The sequence below is a fragment of the Streptomyces sp. NPDC004435 genome, from assembly GCF_042873895.1.
Lineage (GTDB): Bacteria > Actinomycetota > Actinomycetes > Streptomycetales > Streptomycetaceae > Streptomyces.
The window spans coordinates 140792-158008 of the sequence record NZ_JBIAMB010000018.1 but is presented as its reverse complement, the minus strand read 5'-3'; the positions used below and the strand labels follow the sequence as shown (position 1 = coordinate 158008).

The window sequence follows — 17217 nt, the reverse complement described above, 5'->3', positions numbered from 1 at the left end:
CTCGGCGCATCGGGGCCGGCATGGGCGCTCTGTCTCGTCCACCGTAGCCCTCGGGTGAAGAACACCGTCACTCTTCGGTCGAAAGCTTCCCCAACACCTCGGTGAACGACATTCAGGGGCGGTTCACGCATCTGCCCGAACTCGCTTTCGCAGTAGTCCCGTTCAGGAAGCGGAGTCCGGAAGTCGACGGCCGGGAAGCAATGTCCGGGAAACAACGTCCGGTCCTTCATGGCGCGTTACCGCCTTTCGCGGAACCGATCCGACCGGTATTCATTCGGTGTTCGGGCGGCCGGAACTCGGGTCTCGTACCATCCGTCACGTCCGGCGGTGTCACGACGAAGGGGAACGTATGGGAATCCGGCCACTGGCGAAGGCGCGCACGTCCTTCGCCGCGACCTTCGGCGGGCTTCCGTCCGGCTTCTGGTGGCTCTGGACCGCCCAACTCATCAACCGCGCGTGCGGGTTCGTGATGCCACTGCTGGCCTTCTACATCACCGAGGAGCTGGACCGCAGCGCCGCCTTCGCCGGCACCGTCGTCGCCGGCATCGGCGTCGGCTCGCTCGTGGCGGGACCGTTCGGCGGCGCGCTCGGCGACCGGTTCGGCCACAAACCGACGCTCGTCGCCGCCCTGGGCGCCACCGCGGCCAGCATGATCGCCCTCGCCTACGCCCGCTCCCCGTGGGCCCTGATCGTCGGCGCCTTCGTCGTCGGCGTGACGAACAACGCGACCCGGCCCGCGCACAACGCGCTCATCGCCGACGTGATCCCGGGCAAGGACCAGGTCCGCGCGTACTCGCTGAACTTCTGGGCCATCAACGTGGGTTACTCCATCGCGATGCTCTCCGTCGGTCTCGTCTCCTTCACCGGCTACACCGCCCTCTTCTGGCTCAACGGCGCCACCACCCTGATCGGCGCGGTGATGATCGCGACCCGCGTGCCCGGCCGGGCACGTCCCGCCGAGCCCACGGAGGCGGAGGAGGCCGCGGGGGGATTCGGTGCCGTGCTGCGCGACCGGAGCTTCGTCGCCTTCGTCGGCGCCCAGTTCCTCGTGCTCACCATCCTGCTCCAGTCCGAGAGCGGACTGCCCATCGCGATGAGCCTGGACGGCTTCTCACCGAGCACCTTCGGACAGGTGGCCGCGCTCAACGGCATCGTGATCGTCGCCGTCCAGCTGCCGCTCACCCGGCTCTACAAGCGCTTCCCCGAATCGTGGGTCCTCGCCGGCTCCTCGGCCACGGTCGGCATCGGCTACTCCGTCCTCCTCCTCGGGGACTCGGCCTGGATCTACGGCGTGTCGATCGTCGTGTGGACCCTGGGCGAGATCGGCAACACCCCCACCAGCTTCGCGCTCGTCGCCCGCATCTCCCCGGACCACCTGCGCGGCCGCTACCAGGGGCTCTACCAGGTCGCCTGGACCGGCTCCGCCGTCGTCGCGCCGCTCGTCGGCGGCTGGGTGATCCACACCTGGGGCGCCGGCCCGCTCTGGATCGGCTGCCTCGCCGTCGCCCTCGCCGCGGCCGTCGCCCAGCTCGGCATCGGCACCCGGCTCACCCGCCGAGTCGCCACCAAGGACCCGGAGGAGCAGCCGGAACCCGCCAAGTCGGCCCCGGCTTCCGACGCGGGCTGAACCGGTTGGCGGGGAGGACGCTCTCGGCCAGGCCGGGTGGCCGTGCCGGGGTGGGCCGTGCCGGTCCGTGGAGGGGCGGCGCGGGGCGGGCTCGGGCGGCCCGGAGCAAGGCGAGGCCGGGCAAGCCGGCCGGGGCAGCGTGAGCCGGTCCGCGCCGGGGCGGGCAGCGGCGCCCGCCTGCCCCTGCGCGCGGAGGGAACCCCTCCGCCGGCCCGTCCGTCGTACCCTCCGCAAGCCGTGATCTGATCCACCGTGCGCGAACCGAGCGAGGTGCCATGCCGACGAACGACCCGGACACGCTGGAGACGACCCTGCCCGACGGCCGGAGGATGACGCTCTCCCTCCCCGCCGACGGCGCGGGCTGGGCCGCCGACGGCATCGCCGCGCTGCGCCCCGTGCGCCCCACCCACACCGGCCGGGGCCAGGAGCCGCCCGCCCTCCCCGAGCGCCCCGCCCTCCCCCTGGAGGTGGCCCTCCTCGGGTTCGCCCTCTAGGACCTGTCTGAGTGGTACGGCCCCGGGCGCGCCCGGAGCCGGAGCCCGCGACCGGAGCCCGCGACCGGCGCCCGCCGGTTCCGCCTCGCGTGCGCCCAGCGGTGTGGCCGGTCCGCCGTGCTGCCGGGGAGTGGGGCGGCGGACGGGTTACGGTCGCCGGTATGGCCGGTGATCGACGCGGGTGGCTGCCCTGTCTGCTCGGCGGAGCGGTGTTCGTGGTGTGCATGGCAGGCACCACGCTCCCGACCCCGCTCTACCCCCTCTACCAGGAGAAGTTCGGCTTCTCCGAACTCACCGTCACGGTGGTGTACGCCGTGTACGCGTTCGGGGTCATCGGTGTGCTGCTGCTCGCCGGCAACGCCTCCGACACCATCGGCCGGCGCCCCACCCTGCGATGGGGACTCGCGTTCGCGGCCGCGAGCGCCGTCTGCTTCCTCTGCGCGGACGCGCTGGGCTGGCTGTACGCGGGACGGCTGCTGTCCGGGCTCTCGGCGGGCCTCTTCACCGGCGCCGCCACCGCGTACGTGATGGAGCTCGCCCCACCCGGCGGCACCGCCCGCGCCACCCTCGTGGCGACCGCCGCCAACATGGGCGGCCTCGGCTGCGGTCCCCTCCTGGCCGGCCTCCTCGCCGAGTACGCCCCCGATCCGCTGCTGCTGCCGTTCGCCGTCCACCTCGTCCTCGTCGCCGTCTCGGCCCTCGTCCTCCAGTGGCTGCCCGAGACGGTGGCCGACCGCAAACCCCTCAGCGCCGTACGACCCCGGAAACCCGCCCTCCCCGCGCGCGTGCGGGCGGTCTTCGTACCGGCGGCCGTCGCCTCCTTCGTGGGCTTCGCCCTGTTCGGCGTCTTCACCTCCGTCAGCCCCGCCTTCCTCGTCCGCTACCTGGACGTCGACAACCACGCCGTCAGCGGCCTCGTCGTCGCCCTCGCCTTCTTCGCCTCCACCGCGGGGCAGGTCGCCGCCGGACACGTCGGCCCCACCCGCTCGCTGCCGCTGGGCTGCGCCGTCCTCTTCGCCGGCCTCGTCCTGCTCGCCTGCGCCCTCTACACCGACCAGCTCGTCTTCGTGATCCTCGCCGCCCTCGTCGGCGGCACCGGCCAGGGCCTCGCCTTCCGGGCGGCGCTCGCCGCCGTCGCCGCCGCCTCGCCCCCGGACCGGCGGGCCGCCGTCATCTCGTCGCTGTTCGTTGTCGCGTACACCGGCATCTCCCTCCCGGTGATCGGGGTCGGTCTGCTGGCCGACCCGCTCGGCCTGGAGGGTGCCGGCCTGGTCTTCATCGCCTGCATGCTGGTCCTGGTCGCGTCCGCCGCCGCCTACCTCCTGCGGCGGATCAGGACGGGGGCCGACGCCCCCACACCGTGAGCATCCCGGCCGACAGCGCCGCGCACTCCTCCGAGTCCAGCCAGCGCACCGCGGCGTCGAGGGCGGCGTCGTCGACCAGACCCGTGCCGACCATCGCCGCCCGGCTGCGCTCCCAGGTGTCCGCCCAGAACCGGCTGATCGGGCTGCCCGGCACCAGCGGCGGCACGTGGATCTCGGCGGCCACCCCGGCCAGACCGGCCGCGCGCAGCAGCGCCGGATACGACGGGACCCAGGAGACGTCCGTGCCGATGGTCTCCCGCAGCCCCCGCCACATCGCCCGCATCGCGCGCGTGTACGGCGTCCCGGGCGCCACCTCGCTCGTCAGGTCCACCGCGTCGCTCAGCACCAGCACCCCGCCCGGCTCCAGCAGCTCCGCCAGCCGGCCCACCATCCGCTCCCGCTCCGGGACGTGCATCAGCACGAACCGCGCGTGGACGAGCCGGAACCGGCCAGGGGAGAAGTCCGGGGCGGTGACGTCGGCCTCCAGGAGGTCGAGCCCCGGCACGGGCCGCTCGGCCAGGAACCGTACGTCCCGGTCGACGGCGAGCACCCGCTCCACCCCTAGCTCCCGCAGGAGCCCGCGGGACACCGTGCCCGTCCCCGCGCCCACGTCGAGGCACCTCCACCCGGGACCGGCGCCGAGCGCGCTCAGCCGGGCCAGGGTGACGTCGTCGTAGGCGAGCGCCCCGAAGTCGATCCGCTCACCCTCGCCCGCCTGCTCCGGCCGGAACACGGCCTCGCCGTACCGCCCGCCGGCGTCGTCACCCGCGCCGGGGGTCACGGGGACGTCCGGTGGTGGCCGAGGCCGATCTCGTACGGGCACATGGGCGAACGGACCCCTTCACATGGGCGGGCGGGGACGGGAGAGGCGCGCGGGCGGGGCTCTCACCCCTCCGATCGTCCACCCCGGCCTCGCCGCCCGCATCCGCGGCGGCCGTTCGGCCCAGGGTTCCGGCTCCCGCCCGGACCCGGGGCCGTGGGCACCCGGGTCAGGTCCGGCGGGCCCGCGGGGCCGTACCCTGGCTTCCGTACGTGTGAGGGAGCGGAGGACCGGAATGGCCGGGACGGCGGTGGCGGACGAGGTGCCGGGCGAGGTCCCGGACGAGGTTCTGGCCGGGGTGAGGGCCGAGCTGGCCGCGCTGGAGGACCCCCGGATGCGCGAGGTCAACGAACGGCACGGCGACGACCACGGCGTCAACCTCTCCCGGCTCCGCGCGATCGCGAAGCGGCTCAAGACGCAGCAGGAGCTGGCCCGGCGCCTCTGGGCGACCGGTGACACCGCCGCCCGGCTGCTCGCCACCCTCGTCTGCCGCCCCAAGGAATTCGAGCGCGCCGAGCTCGACGCCATGCTCCGCGAGGCCCGCGCCCCCAAGGTCCACGACTGGCTCGTCAACTACGTGGTCAAGAAGAGCCCGCACGCCGAGGAGCTGCGCGGCGCGTGGCTCGGGGACCCGGACCCCGTCGTGGCGAGCGCCGGCTGGGCCCTCACCACGGAGCGGGTCGCGAAGCGTCCGGGAGGACTCGACCTCGACGCCCTCCTCGACACCGTCGAGGCGGAGATGAAGGACGCCCCGGACCGGCTCCAGTGGGCCATGAACCACTGCCTGGCCCAGATCGGCATCGAGCACCCCGCGCAGCGCGCCCGGGCCCTCGCCATCGGCGAGCGCCTGGAAGTCCTCAAGGACTACCCCACCTCGCCGGGCTGCACCTCCCCCTACGCCCCCACCTGGATCACCGAGATGGTCCGGCGCCGCGAGGCATAGCCGCGCGGCGCCGCCGCTGGGGAGGGGGAGGGGCCGTCCGGGATCGGTCCTGCACCGAGCGCCTGCTGAGGTGCCCCGGACCGGCCCGCACCTCGGTGCCGCCCCCCACCGGCACACCGCGGCGCGGTGACACCGGCCGCCCGCCACGCACGCCGAACCGGCGCCACCCCCCCTCGGGCGGTGACGCCGGCTCGACAGTCGCCGGCCCTCAGCGGGCCGTCGTCACTTGCCGGTCCACGCGTTGCGGATCGACAGTGTCGAGGTGTTGCCCTGCTTGTCCGTGACCTCGGCGGCGAGCGAGACGCCCGCGCCCTTCGCCGGGTTCTTGACGGCGATCCGTCCGCCGACGACCGGCACGGCCTGCCAGGTCGCGCCCCCGTCGTAACTGACCTTCACCGTGAGCGACTTGAGGTTGCCCCCGGCCGCCGAGCCCTGCACCGTGACCGGGACCGAGGCCCACGTGCGCTCCGGGGCCCGCGTCTGGAGGTCCACCGGGGCCGCGAAGCGGACCGTGGACACCGGCAGCGCCGTGGTCGCCGTGACCTGCTTCGACCGGAACGCGAACGAGGTCTCGATCCGGGTGGACACCCTGGCGACCTCCGCCGGCCGCTCCGCCGAGGTGACGAGGCGGTACGCGGCGTCGGCGCCGTCGACCGCGAAGGGCTCCGTACCGCTCAGCGGGTCCTCGTTCGACGCGACCTTCACGCCGTCGCGGTACAGCGTCGTCGTGGCCGAGGAGTACCGGGCGAAGCCCGTGTGGCCCCGGCCGTCGGCCAGCAGCGGCACCGCGCCGACGAGCTGCTGCTCGCCCGTCGCCGGATCGGGCGCCGTACGGAAGACGCCCATGCCCTCGCCCAGGAGCGGGCCGAAGACGCCGGCGTTGAACCGCTCGCCGTACGTCCGGCCGGCCTCGTACCGCTTCGGCGCGGCCATCTCGTAGCTGCCCTCGAAGGCCGGGTAGCCCCACTCGTCGGGTGCGCCCAGCTGGTTGAAGCGGGTCAGCCAGCGGACGCCGTCCCCGGTCGAGACGTGGAAGGTGCGGGTGCCCGGCGCCGGCTGCGGGGCGGAGAAGCCGTTGCCCTCCGGCGCCCCGGGCAGGTGCGCGTACGGGGAGGCGAGCGCGGACTTGCCGGGGGCGGAGGCGCCGAGGTCCACCTTCAGGGTGGCGAACTCCGCCGCCTTCACGTGCCGGGCGTAACCGGTCGCGACGGTCTGCGCCTTCCCGCCGAAGGCCACCGCGTACTGACTGGTGGCGTCCTTGACGAAGTGCGCGTCCCAGGTCTGGAGCAGCGAGCCGTCGGTGACGGCCGGGCCCTGGTGGGCGGTGCGGAAGCCGGTGAAGCCGCGCAGCACCCAGCCGTTGCCGACCCGGCCGATCTCCGTGTCACGCTCGTAGTACGTGCCCGCGTAGTCCGCGCGGTCGATCCCCGGCACGGTCAGGTCCACCGGCTTCGTCGTGCGCGCGTCGACCGTCACCGTGGTGTCCCCGGAGACGTCGAGCTTCGGCTGCGCGATCCAGTCGGTGCCCTTGGCGTAGTCCGAAGGGTCCTCGTAGACAGCGGTGTTGAGGGTGTACGACCCCTTGGGCACGCGGATCGTGTGGCTGCCCGGCTCGCTGTCGATCCGGGTCTGGAAGCCTGCCGCGGGACCGGCGATGCCGGTCAGGGTGTTGGCGAAGTCCTCGGCGTCCGTGCCGTCGCGGCCCAGGGTGCGGACGGTGAGGTCGTACGACTCCGCCTCCCGCACGGCCACCGCGGCCGTACGGACCGACAGGCCCGCGCCCTTGGCGGTGACGTACCCGGTGAAGGAGCCGTCGGTCCCGCCGGCGCGGGTGTCGGCGGTGAGCTCGACCTCCGCCGTCCCGCCGGCCGGCACGGTGACCCGGGAGGCGCCGAGCGTGAAGAAGCCCTCCGGGGCGGGCTCGCCCGCGGGGCCCAGGCCGGAGACCGACAGATCGAGGGTGACGTCGGCCGTCCCGAGGTTGCGGTAGCCGACCTTACGGGTGACCGGCTCGTCGTCGGCGTGCGGCCATCGGGCCGTGCCGAAGTCCAGCGACACCGGCGCGGGGATCACGGTCCCGGCCAGTGCCCGGTCGACCTGGATCCGGCCGGTGCCCTGCTGGAAGGCGCCGAGGCCGGCGCCGCCCTCGGCGGACCCGGTCAGCGCGCCCTTGAGCTCGGCGGCGGTCCAGCCGGGGTGCCGCTGCTTCAGGAGCGCGGCCGCCCCCGCCACGTGCGGGGTCGCCATCGAGGTGCCGTCGAGCTGGAGGTAGCCGGGCGCCGGGTGCGGGGTGCCGGGGCGGGTGTCGAAGGTGCTGCCGGAGGCGGCGGCCGCCGTGATGGCGACACCGGGCGCGGTCACGTCGGGCTTGACGGCGCCGTCGCCGACGCGCGGTCCGGTGCCGGAGAAGGGGGCGAGCCGGTCCTCGTGGTCGACGGCGCCGACGGTCAGCGCGGCGTCCGCGCTGCCGGGGGAGCCGACCGTCGAGGCGCCTGCCTCGCCGTCGTTGCCGGCGGCGACGGCGAAGAGGATGCCCTTCTCGGCGGAGAGCCGGTCGATCGCCGCCTCCAGCGGGTCGACACCGGGGCTGTCCGGGCCGCCGAGGCTGAGGTTCACCACGTCGGCGCCCTCGGCGGCGGCCCACTCCATGCCCGCGAGGACGGCCGAGTCGTCGCCGTACCCCTCGTCGTCGAGGACCTTCCCGCTGATCACCTCGGCGCCGGGCGCCACACCCTTGAAGCGGCCGCCCGACCGCGCGCCGGTGCCGGCGGCGATCGAGGCGACGTGGGTGCCGTGGCCGACGCGGTCCACCGCGTCGGGGGAGGCGGAGAAGTTCTTCTCGCCGACGACCCGGGTGCGCAGGTCCTCGTGGGTCCTGTCGACGCCGGTGTCGAGGACGGCGATCCGTACGCCGGTGCCGTCGAAGCCGGACTCCCAGGCCCGGTCGGCGCCGATCTGCCGGACGCTGCGGTCGAGGCTCGCGCCCCGCACCCCGTCCAGCCACACCGTGCCGATGCCGGCGGCGGTGGCCCGGGCGCCGCTCGCCCGCCGGTCGGTCAGCGCCTCCCAGACCCGGGCCAGGTCGTCCTGGGAGGCGAGCAGGGCGTCGGCGCCGAGCGTCGGGAAGGTGCGGCGCACCTCGGTGTCGCCGGCCGCGCGGAGCGACGCCCGCGCGGAGCCGGCGTTCCCGTCGTACCGGACGATCAGTTTCAGTCCGGAGCCGTGGCTCGCCCGCAGCCGGGGGTCGGTGAGCACGGAGAGGTCGAAGAGCCGCTGGTCGAGCCGGCCGTCCGCGATCAGGGGCCGCGCGTCGGCGGGCACCACGAGCGTGCGGTCGCCCGTGCGCCGCACCTCGACGGGTATGCGCTCGCGGCCGGGGGCGGCCTCGAACCGCACCATCCGGCCCTCGGCGTCCACCACCACCCGGTCACCGGTGACGAGCGTGATCCGCTGGTCAGCGCCGATCCGGGCGGGGTGCGGGGCGGAGGCGTCCGAGGTGTGCGGGACGGAAGGGGTGGTCGGGGCGGTCGCCATGGCCGGCCCGGTCATGCCGGCCACGAGGGCCACCGAGGTGGCCGCGGCGATCGTGAAGGCGCGTGCTTTCTGCACGGGTGCGCGCAAGTCTCCCCCAGGAGCTTGGGATGAGGTGGGGTGGTCGAATCCGGCCAGCGGCGCGAACGGCGCCCGCGGTCGGTCAGCGCAGTATCCGAGGTCACCGGGGAGTCGATCAACGGCGCTGGGGGAGCGGGGCTTTGGAGCATGTGGTTTCCGGCCACGCCGGAGGGCGCGAGTTCGATGGGGTGACGACGGGCGTGTGACGAGCCCGTGACAGCCCTGCGATACCTGTGCGACGGCGGTGCCGGACAGGACGTCCGCGCCCCAGGTACGGAGCCTTTCCGGCCCGTGCCGCCGCCCCGGGCGGAGTCTCGCTCTCCGATTGGCCGTAACCGGGCCGCGGGAGCCCGGTCCATCCGCGCCGTTCACGCCCCCACGGTCCGGCCACCGCCGACGGGGAGGCCCCCCTCCTGCGGCGCCTCCGCCGGACCCGAACCTCCCCCACCCGCCCGCCGGTTCACTCCCGGACGGCCCCGACTCCAGCGTCCACGACCCCCGCGCCCCGACTCCCGCCGGCCCGCCCCTCCGTCCCGCCCCCCGAGCGCTCCGCCCGGAAGGCGCGCCGGTAGGCGGCGGGGGTCGTGCGCAGGGCCTCGTGGAAGCGGCGGCGGAGATTGACGGCCGAGGAGAGCCCGACCCGCCGGGCGATCGTCTCCACCGGCAGGTCCGTCTCCTCCAGGAGCGCCCGGGTCGCCGCGATCCGCCGGTCGAGGAGTCATCGCCCCGGGCTGATGCCCAGCTGCTCCGTGAAGCGCCGGGTCAGCGTCCGGGACGAGACCCGCGCGCGGGCCGCCATGTCGGCGACCGACACCGGCTCCTCCAGCCGCTCGCCCAGCCAGTCCAGGAGCGGCGCCAGCGAGTCCGCGGCCGGTCCGGCGGCCGGCCGCTCCGCGTACTGCAGCTGACAGCCCTCGCGGTGCGGCGGCATCACCATCCGCCGGGCGATCCGCGTCGCGTACCCGGCGCCCTGGTCGGCGCTCACCAGATGCAGGCACAGGTCCACGCCCGCCGCCGCCCCGGCGCTCGTGGCGACGTCGCCGTGGTCCACGTACAGCACCGCGGGGTCGACCCGCACCCGGGGGAAGAGGGAGGCGAGTTCGGCGGCGCGCGCCCAGTGCGTGGCCGCCCGCCGCCCGTCGAGCAGCCCGGCCGCGGCCAGGACGAAGGCGCCCGTGCAGAGCCCCACGATCCTGGCACCGCGCCGGTGCGCCCGCCGCACCGCGTCGACCACCTCGGGGGGCACCCCGCTCGCGGCCGGCGCCCCCCAGCCCGGCACCAGCACCGTGTCCGCGCGCTCCAGCGCCTCCAGACCCGTCGTGACCAGCATGTCGTAGCCGGCGTCGGTCGCGACCACCCCCGGCCGCCCCGTACAGACCTCGAACGCGTACCGCGCCGGGATCGCCGGCCCGTGGTCGCCGAACACCTCGGACGCGCAGGCCAGGGAGAAGACCGGCTGCGGGGGCCTGAGCAGCGCCACGACCCGGTGCGGAGGAGGGGAGTCGGGGTGAGGACGGAGGGGCATGGCGCGAAAGTACTCCATCGTGTCGTTCGGGACACTGGGGACGGCGAAAGGTCCGGACCACCATCGGTGCGGTGACCACCGAACGGCCCGATCTCCGCGCCCCCTCCGCCCCCGCCCGGCCGCCGCGTCCCCGACACGCCTTGTGGGACCGGCGGTTCGCCCTCTACTTCACCGCCCGCGCGGTCTCCCTCCTCGGCGACGCGATGATGCCCGTCGCCGCGGGGCTGGCCGTCGGCGCGCTGTACGGAGTGACCGGCGCCGGCCTCGTTCTCGGCGTCTGGACCGGCACGTTCGTCCTGCTCGTCCTCTTCGGCGGCGTCCTCGCCGACCGGTTCGGCGCCCGCCGGATGATGGTCGGCGCGGACCTCGTCCGGGTCGCCACCCAGGGCGTGCTGGCCGTCGCGTTCTTCACCGGGCGGCCGCCGTTCTGGCTGCTCCTCGCCATGGCGGCGCTGGCCGGCGCGGCCGTCGCCATGTTCCTGCCCGGGGTGAACGGGATGGTCCCGCTCGTCGCCCGTGACCCGCAACGGGCCAACGCCACCCTCAAGGTGGCCGACGCCCTCGCCCACCTCCTCGGCCCGGCGCTCGCGGGCCTGCTGATCGCCGTGACCGACGCCGGCACCGTGTACGCCGTCGACGCCGCCACCTTCCTCGTCAGCGCGCTCTGCCTCGCCCTCCTCCGACTGCCCCGGAAGGCCCCCGAATCCGAGCGGCGGAACGGGAGTTCGCTCCGCCGCGATCTGCGCCAGGGCTGGCGGGAGTTCCGCGCCCGGTCGTGGATGTGGGCGGTGATCCTGGTCTGGGTCGTCCACGGTGTGCTCGTCTTCGGCCCGCTGGTGCCGCTGAGTTCGGCCCTGATCGGCGACCGCCTCGGCCCGCACGCGTACGGCCTGACGGTCTCGTTCCTCGGGGCGGGGACGGTCCTCGGCGGGCTCGTCGCGCTCCGGCTGCGCCCCGCCCGGCCGCTCGCCGCCGGTGCGACGGCGATGCTTCTTTACACCGCGCTGCCGCTCTCCGTCGCCCTGGACGCCGGACTGCCCGCGCTCTTCGCGGCGCACGCCACCGCCGGTGCCGCCCTCGCCTTCTGGTCGGTGATGTGGGCGACCAGCGTGCAGACCCACACCCCGCCCGAGGTCCTCAACCGCGTCACCGCCTACGAGCTCGCCGGTTCGGTCTCCGGCATCTCCGCCGGCCAGCTCCTCGCCGGCCCCGCCACCGCCCTGACCACCCCGCACCACTTCCTCCTGGTCTCGGCGGGCACCTGCGTGGCGGCGAGCGCGGCCCTCCTCGCCGTCCCGGCGATCCGCGGACTCCGCCGGGCCCCGCGCACCTGAGCGCACCACGAGGGGAGATTCAGGGAGCGGCATCCCCCGCCGGCCCCTGAGCGGGGGACTCGTCCCAGTCCCAGGTGCCGACGTACGCCGCCCGGCCCGTGCGCCGGGCCTCGGCGAAGGCGGAGAGACGGACGAAGTCCCGGGGCGGCATCAGGGCCTGCCACTGCGGGAGCGGGAGGACGCGTACCTCGTCGTGCTCCGCCGGGTCGAGGACGAGCTCCGCGATCTGCCGGTCGCTGAGCCGCCCGCCGTCGAAGACGTACCCGGCGGTCGCCAGCGGCCACGCCGCGCCCGGCAGGCCGAAGACGGCAGCCAGCAGACGCGGGGGCCCGGCCACCACGAGTCCGGTCTCCTCCTCGGTCTCCCGTACGGCGGTCTGCCACGGCCGCTCGCCCGCCTCGGCCGTACCGCCCGGCAGCTGCCAGGGGTGTTCGTCGCTGTAGACGGCGTGGAGCTGCACCGGCCGGTCGGCCCCGTCGGTGAAGTACACCGCCCCGAACAGGGTGGCCTTCGGCAGCGTCGCGACGAACTCCTCCACGGGAAGGAGGGCGGGCGCCACGGGGGCGGGAGCGGGAGCGGTGGGCGGGGAGAGGGGCTGCATGACGGCCTCCGTAGGGAGTGGGGGACGGGGGTCGGGCTCGTCCGGGTTCAACGAGCCCGACCCGCCCGGCGTGCACAGGTGTTTCGGACGCGCCCCGTCCCGTCTCCCTGTCCGGTCCGGTCTCCCGACCCGTCCCACCTGCGGATACCGCGGAGTAGGGTGAACGGGACCGACAGCGTCCGACCGTCACGACCCGAAGGGCCGCCGCATGACCGAGCAGGTCGAGCAGACCGTCACCCCCACCAGCCCCGTCGTCCGCCGCGTGGGCGAACGCCACCGGTACGAGATCCTCGTCGACGGAGAGCGGGCCGGACTGACCGCGTACCGCGACCGCGACGACCGCCGGGTGTTCTTCCACACCGAGATCGACGACGCCTACGCGGGCCGGGGTCTCGCCGGGATCCTCGTCGAGCAGGCGCTGACCGACGTGCGCGCCGCCGGGATGCGGATCGTGCCGGTCTGCCCGTACGTCGCCAAGTTCCTGAAGAAGCACGAGGAGTTCGCCGACATCACCGACCCGGTCGCCCCCGAGGTCCTGAGCTGGCTGGACGCGCGGCTCGGCCGCTGACCCCGGCTGCGCTCCGGCGTCGGAGCCCCGGCGTCGGAGCCCCCGGTGTCAGACCCCCGGCGGGCAGGCGACCAGCAGGGGGAGGAGCGGTGCGGTGAGGACGGCCGAGGCCAGCGAGGAGCGCAGCGCCGGGTGCGCGGCGGGCCGCGGCCCCAGGATCCGCTTCATCCGCACCACCGCGGGGGAGGGGCCGTCCGGACCGGCGACGCCGAAGGCCCCCTTCGGCGTCCGGCTCGCCGCCAGTTCGTACATGGCGGTGGCGAGGACCGCGTCCGGGTGGCGGCGCAGCGCCCGGTCGTCGGCGCTCATCTCCAGCAGGAGGGCGACCTGGGCGCGGACGTGCCGGGCCAGGGGCAGCCGGGGGAAGAGGCCGGCGAAGCCCTCGGCCGCCGCGAGCGGCAGATGGTGCCGGCCGGCGACGTGCGCCCGCTCGTGCTCGACGACCGCGTCCAGCTGCCGGGGGCTCAGGAGCCGGACGGCGGAGTCGCTCACGACGACCCGGGCGCGGAGCCCGGGCAGGCAGTACGCGCCGGGTGTGGCGTGCGGGAGGACGGTGACCCGCAGGCGGGGGCAGCGCACGCCCACCTTGTCGAGCCGGTCGCGGTGGCGGGCCCGGTGCACGCCGGCCCGTACGCAGCGGTGGAGCACCGCCCCGGCCCAGGTGCCGAGGACGGCGACCGGCAGGGCGACGGCGAGCCGTTCGGCCGTGCCGGGGTCGGGGTCGGCGGGACCGGAGCCGACCCCGCAGGCGTGCAGCAGCCCCGCGAGCCCCGCGTGCAGATGCTCGGTGGGGGTGGCGAGCTGCGCGGCGGCGAGCGCCAGCGCCAGGACGAAGGTGACGGTGAGGGCGAGCCAGACGGTCACGCCGAGGGCGGGCGCCCGGTGCGGCCAGGCGCTGCGCAGCAGCACGCGCGGGGCGGTGACGCCGACGAGTGCGGCGTAGCCGAGCAGGGCGGGGGCGGCGTTCACCCCTCGGACCGCCGCTCGGCTTCGCGGAGCGCGGCGCGCAGCGCGTCGAGTTCGTCGGCGTCGAGGTTCTCCACGAAGCGGGCGAGGGCGGCCGTGCGGTCCTCGCTGGCGCCGAGGCCGTCTTCCATGAGGGCGGCGGCGTACGCCTCGCGGGTCGCCGAGGCCCGGTAGAGCCAGACCCGGCCCTCGCGGGTCCGGGTGAGGTGGCCCTTGTGGAAGAGGATGCTGGTCACCGTGGTGACGGTGGTGTAGGCGATGTCGCGGTGGCGGTTGATGTCGTCGACGATCTCGCGCACCGTGGCGGGGCGCTGCCACCGCCAGAAGCGGTCCATGATCTCCGCTTCCAGCTCCCCGAGCCGACGCATGCGTGTCCGTCCTCTCCGCCGATCCCGGTCCTGGGCGCGGTCCGGGGGATCCCGGCGCCGCGACCGGCCTCATGGTAGTCGGGCCGGTCGCGGCGGCCGGGGTGGCGGTCCGTCCGGGCGGGCGGTGGGTGCGGGGGCGGCCGGGGTGGTCGTGGCCGGAGTCCTCGACGGTCCCGGCGACCACGGGACTCCCGCCCGGGCTCGACACCTCGGAGCGGCGTCGGGACCGGTGCGGCGGCTCAGACGCCGCCGGGTCCCGGGATCTGCGTCGCCCGCGCGTTGCGCTCCCACCCGGACCACAGGCCGCCGTCCCCGCAGGCGCCGCAGCCGGGGCCGGCCGAAGAAGACCCCGCGCGCGTTCTCGTCGCCCATCAGCCAGAACCGCAGCCACGCGGTCGTGGGGGCGCGGAAGTCCCCGCCGTCCCCGATGGACGACAGGTGACCGGCGCCGCGCACCTCCCCGTACACGGCCGGCAGGTGCCCCGAGTCGCGGTACAGCGCCTTCACCAGCGCCGGCCACACCGTCAGATCACGCTGCCCGGCCAGGTAGAAGACCGGTACGCCGGTGAGGTCCGGGTCGGTCAGCGGCCCCGGCTGGATCGGCACCGCCGTGTCCACCCGCGCGTCGACCGCCGCGTTCACCGCCGCCGCCCCGCCCTGCGAGTGCCCCGCCGAGCCGATCCGCTCCAGGTCCACCTTGCCGTGGTACTCGCTGCCGGGGTCGGCGTTCCGCCGCTCCAGCACGTCGATCCCGGCCCGCATGCTGATCGCGAAGTTGGAGGCGGGCGTGTTGGCGGCGGCGACGATGAAGCCGTGGCTCGCCCAGTGCCGCAGCAGCGAGCTGTAGATCCCGGGCACGGCCCCTGTGCCGTTGCCCCAGATCACCACCGGGTGCCGCTCGCCGGACGGGCCCATCGTCCTCGGGTGGTAGAAGGTGTGCACCGCTTCGATGTCCACGTCCACCTCGTACGGGCCCGGCTCGCCCCAGGCGGTGCCCACCGACAGGATCCCGCCGGTCGCCGCCGCCCCGGGTTCAGCCGTGGCGGCGGGTGTCATGCCGAGCACCGGCAGCACGGCGAGCAGCAGACCGCCGAACAGGCGGCGCCACGTTCTCCCTGGCATGGGAACTCCTCTGTGGTTCCTGACGGTCGCGCGTCCTCGCAACCGTGGCCAGGGACATCGTGGAGCGGCCGGGCTCCCGTGTCTGTGCGCGCGGGCCCAGTCCTGCGAGGCCCGGCCTGTGCAACTGCCCAGTCCGGTGGCGGTCAGCTGCCGGACGTCAGTCCTCGGCCCGTGCGGCGCTCCGCGCCCGCAGCGTCAGCGCCGCGTACAGTCCGCCGGCGACGACCAGCCCCACCAGCCAGCCGAAGTCGTCGAGCGGGGCGAGGAAGGGCAGCAGCGGCTCCTCCCGGCCCGAGCCTCCCGTCGACCCGCCCACCGCGAGCACCCCGCCCGCCAGGAACGCCACGACGGCCCGCCAGTTCCAGCCGCCCGTGTACCAGTACGGGCCTCCTCGCCGGTACAGCTGATCCGGCCGCAGCCGCGTCCTGCGGATGATCCAGTACTCCGCGACGAGGATGCCGGCGACGGTGCCGAAGAAGCCCTCGGCCGTGTCCGCCCACTCCAGCACCGGATAGTCGGCCGTGTCCCGCGTCTGCCACACCACCGCCGAACCCACCAGGGCCGCGATCACCGCCGCGCCCCGGAAGCGCAGCAGGGACGGCACGGTGCTCGACAGGTCGTACGCGGCCGAGACCAGGTTCAGCCCGAGGTTGGTGCACAGCGTGGCGACGATCAGCATGACCGCGGCGAGCAGGGGGCCGCCGGGCATGCCGGCCACCGCGTGTTCGAGCAGCGGAACCGAGCCCTCGTACCCGGATCCGGACATCAGCGCCATCGTGTAGAGGAGCATCCCCGTCATCACGAGCGGCAGCAGCATCCCGACGCCCGGCCGGTGACCGGAGCCGGGGCCCTCCGCGCCTCGGCGTGCCCCGCCCAGGTGCACCAGATCCGGAACGGTCAGACCGACCGCGGCGAACACCGCCGTCGCGGAGGCGAGCGCCGGGGCGGCCGCCGACCAGAAGTCCGCCCCCCAGCCGATCGGCCGCTCGGGCCGGGGCAGCATCGGCCCCTCCGCGTGCGTGGAGACCCAGAGCAGAGTCCCGAGGAGGCCCAGGAGCAGCACCGGCGCGGCGACGTTCGCGAACGCGCGCAGCCCGTTCGGCCCCTTGGTGACGATCCACAACTGGACCGCGAGGAAGGCCAGATAGGCGGGACCGAGGAAGCCCTCGAAGTCGTCGAAGTCGTCCCCCGCGGCCAGCAGTGTCAGTCCCCGCAGGGCCAGGTCCGTCTGGAACCCGAACCACACGCACGCCGCGGCGAACCGGAGCAGCGCCGGCAGCGCGGCCCCCCGCACGCCGAACGCGCTGCGCGCGAAGACCGCGAACGGCAGACCGTACCGATCCCCGGCGTGTTCCACCAGGAACGACGGCAGCAGGACCACCAGCAGGGCGATGCCGCAGATCAGCAGGGTCTGCGGCCAGCTGAACCGGTCCTGGCCCGGCAGCCCGGAGAGCACCAGATGGGCGAGACTCCAGGAGACGCAGACCCAGACGGCCGCGAAGTCCCACCAGTGCCAGCGGAACTCGCCGGTCTCGGCCGGGAGCAGATCCGCGTTGGCGTACCGCCGGTCCGGTTCCCCCGCCCCTTCCGCCTCCGCGTACGCGTGTTCGGGCCCGCTCATCGCGCGCCCCGCACCGAGCCGCCCCGGCCTCGCCCTCGGGCATGGCGCTTCACCATCCGTACCCCCCGGTCCCCCGTGACCACCCTGGTCGCGACCTCAGGATGCTCGCACGAACTCGCCTTCGTGGTAAGCGAGTTGTGGCGGAGCGGAGGATCGGAGGGTCGGCTTCCGGGGCGCTCCGGAAGCCCGGGTGAGTCGCGTTGACGCGGCCGGTTGACTTGTGTGACAGGTGGGACGGATTGTCAAGCGGGG

General features: G+C 75.0%; 13 protein-coding genes and 1 pseudogene. 6 read left to right on the top strand and 8 right to left on the bottom strand.

The features are described from left to right. Window positions 1-349: 349 nt before the first annotated feature. The 3 genes from ACFYT9_RS29140 (at window position 350) to ACFYT9_RS29130 (ending at window position 3485) form a co-directional block, all read left to right on the top strand. Window positions 350-1627 carry an MDR family MFS transporter gene (locus tag ACFYT9_RS29140; RefSeq protein ID WP_387270510.1) on the top strand — a complete coding sequence of 426 codons (1278 nt, stop codon included), beginning with the start codon at window positions 350-352 and terminating at the stop codon, window positions 1625-1627. 275 nt (window positions 1628-1902) lie between these two features. Next, window positions 1903-2121, top strand: a complete 219-nt coding sequence (locus ACFYT9_RS29135; protein ID WP_376599380.1) for a hypothetical protein — start codon at window positions 1903-1905, stop codon at window positions 2119-2121. A gap of 161 nt (window positions 2122-2282) precedes the next feature. Further along, window positions 2283-3485 carry an MFS transporter gene (locus tag ACFYT9_RS29130; protein ID WP_376599378.1) on the top strand — a complete coding sequence of 401 codons (1203 nt, stop codon included), beginning with the start codon at window positions 2283-2285 and terminating at the stop codon, window positions 3483-3485. Here the strand turns inward: ACFYT9_RS29130 and ACFYT9_RS29125 are convergent. Beyond that, on the bottom strand, window positions 3454-4266 hold the full coding sequence (locus ACFYT9_RS29125; RefSeq protein ID WP_389168691.1) for a class I SAM-dependent methyltransferase: 813 nt from the start codon (window positions 4264-4266) through the stop codon (window positions 3454-3456). The two genes, ACFYT9_RS29130 and ACFYT9_RS29125, sit on opposite strands and share 32 nt — an antisense overlap. 274 nt (window positions 4267-4540) lie before the next feature. Here ACFYT9_RS29125 and ACFYT9_RS29120 point away from each other — a divergent pair, with 274 nt between their 5' ends. Continuing rightward, window positions 4541-5248 carry a DNA alkylation repair protein gene (locus ACFYT9_RS29120; protein ID WP_389168689.1) on the top strand — a complete coding sequence of 236 codons (708 nt, stop codon included), beginning with the start codon at window positions 4541-4543 and terminating at the stop codon, window positions 5246-5248. Window positions 5249-5470: 222 nt separating this feature from the next. On the opposite strand, the gene ACFYT9_RS29115 is transcribed toward ACFYT9_RS29120, so the two are convergent. Further along, window positions 5471-8857: a S8 family serine peptidase gene (locus tag ACFYT9_RS29115; protein WP_389168687.1), complete on the bottom strand. Its 3387-nt coding sequence runs from the start codon at window positions 8855-8857 to the stop codon at window positions 5471-5473. Window positions 8858-9320: 463 nt separating this feature from the next. Then, window positions 9321-10385, bottom strand: a pseudogene (locus ACFYT9_RS29110) (GlxA family transcriptional regulator). Window positions 10386-10456: 71 nt separating this feature from the next. On the opposite strand from ACFYT9_RS29110, the gene ACFYT9_RS29105 reads away from it, so the two are divergent. Next, the gene (locus tag ACFYT9_RS29105; RefSeq protein ID WP_389168685.1) at window positions 10457-11719 is read left to right on the top strand and encodes an MFS transporter; all 1263 of its coding nucleotides are present in this window, start codon (window positions 10457-10459) and stop codon (window positions 11717-11719) included. A gap of 19 nt (window positions 11720-11738) precedes the next feature. Here the strand turns inward: ACFYT9_RS29105 and ACFYT9_RS29100 are convergent, their stop codons facing one another. Further along, on the bottom strand, window positions 11739-12320 hold the full coding sequence (locus ACFYT9_RS29100) for an NUDIX domain-containing protein (RefSeq protein ID WP_389168683.1): 582 nt from the start codon (window positions 12318-12320) through the stop codon (window positions 11739-11741). Window positions 12321-12528: 208 nt separating this feature from the next. Between ACFYT9_RS29100 and ACFYT9_RS29095 the strand changes: the two genes are divergently transcribed. Beyond that, window positions 12529-12888 (top strand): GNAT family N-acetyltransferase, encoded by a 360-nt coding sequence (locus ACFYT9_RS29095; protein ID WP_389168681.1) that lies wholly within the window; start codon window positions 12529-12531, stop codon window positions 12886-12888. Between the two features lie 48 nt (window positions 12889-12936). Here ACFYT9_RS29095 and ACFYT9_RS29090 read toward each other — a convergent pair whose 3' ends face one another. From ACFYT9_RS29090 to ACFYT9_RS29075, 4 genes are all read right to left on the bottom strand, one after another. After that, window positions 12937-13857: a M56 family metallopeptidase gene (locus ACFYT9_RS29090; RefSeq protein ID WP_389168679.1), complete on the bottom strand. Its 921-nt coding sequence runs from the start codon at window positions 13855-13857 to the stop codon at window positions 12937-12939. Continuing rightward, complete coding sequence (locus ACFYT9_RS29085) at window positions 13854-14222, bottom strand: BlaI/MecI/CopY family transcriptional regulator (RefSeq protein WP_389168677.1); 369 nt, start codon at window positions 14220-14222, stop codon at window positions 13854-13856. Before ACFYT9_RS29085 ends, ACFYT9_RS29090 begins: the two co-directional genes overlap by 4 nt. A 69-nt stretch (window positions 14223-14291) precedes the next feature. Next, the gene (locus tag ACFYT9_RS29080) at window positions 14292-15344 is read right to left on the bottom strand and encodes an acetylxylan esterase (protein ID WP_389168675.1); all 1053 of its coding nucleotides are present in this window, start codon (window positions 15342-15344) and stop codon (window positions 14292-14294) included. 157 nt (window positions 15345-15501) lie between these two features. Next, window positions 15502-16965 (bottom strand): cytosine permease, encoded by a 1464-nt coding sequence (locus ACFYT9_RS29075; RefSeq protein WP_389168673.1) that lies wholly within the window; start codon window positions 16963-16965, stop codon window positions 15502-15504. Window positions 16966-17217 lie beyond the last annotated feature (252 nt).